The sequence below is a fragment of the Polaromonas sp. P1_G2 genome, assembly GCF_056405515.1.
Genome location: NZ_JBFUBY010001312.1, coordinates 1 through 425 on the forward strand (window position 1 = coordinate 1; position 425 = coordinate 425).

Annotated in this window: 2 protein-coding genes; one reads left to right on the forward strand and one right to left on the reverse strand. The window is 59.3% G+C overall.

Translation table 11 applies throughout. The annotated features are described in order from the left end of the window. On the forward strand, positions 1 to 194 hold a 194-nt coding region (locus AC1D0P_RS30305), incomplete at its 5' end, for a M23 family metallopeptidase (protein ID WP_477680117.1). A 12-nt stretch (positions 195 to 206) separates the two neighbouring features. Here the strand turns inward: AC1D0P_RS30305 and AC1D0P_RS30310 are convergent. Beyond that, positions 207 to 425 (reverse strand): hypothetical protein (locus AC1D0P_RS30310; RefSeq protein ID WP_477680118.1); only part of this gene is annotated, 219 nt, incomplete at its 5' end.

The following is a 425-nucleotide window of genomic DNA, read 5'->3' on the forward strand; positions in this document are numbered from 1 at the left end:
GCTACGGGCATCTGTCGAAAATTCTGGTCAAGAAGGGCGAGAAGGTCAAGGAAGGCGACCTGATCGCGCTCTCCGGCTCCACCGGTCGCTCCACCGGCCCGCACCTGCACTACGAGGTGCGCCGCAACAACCAGGCGGTCGACCCGCTGCGGTTCCTGAATGCCGGGATGAAGCTCAATACCTATATCGAATAGGACCAAGCACTCTCAGTCGTCGGTCTCGTCGGTACCTGCCTCACCCTTGCGCTTCCTGTAGCCGAGCAGGTTGATATATTCGCGATAAAGATTGCGGCAGAAGGCAAGCGTCTTGTCGTCCGGCTCGAAGTTGACGCCGTCGAACGAGGCACCCGCCATTTCATTGACATGCGGGAAATCCTGCGGCTCGCGGCCCATCAGCCGGTCGACGATGTGAATATCGGTCTCGAT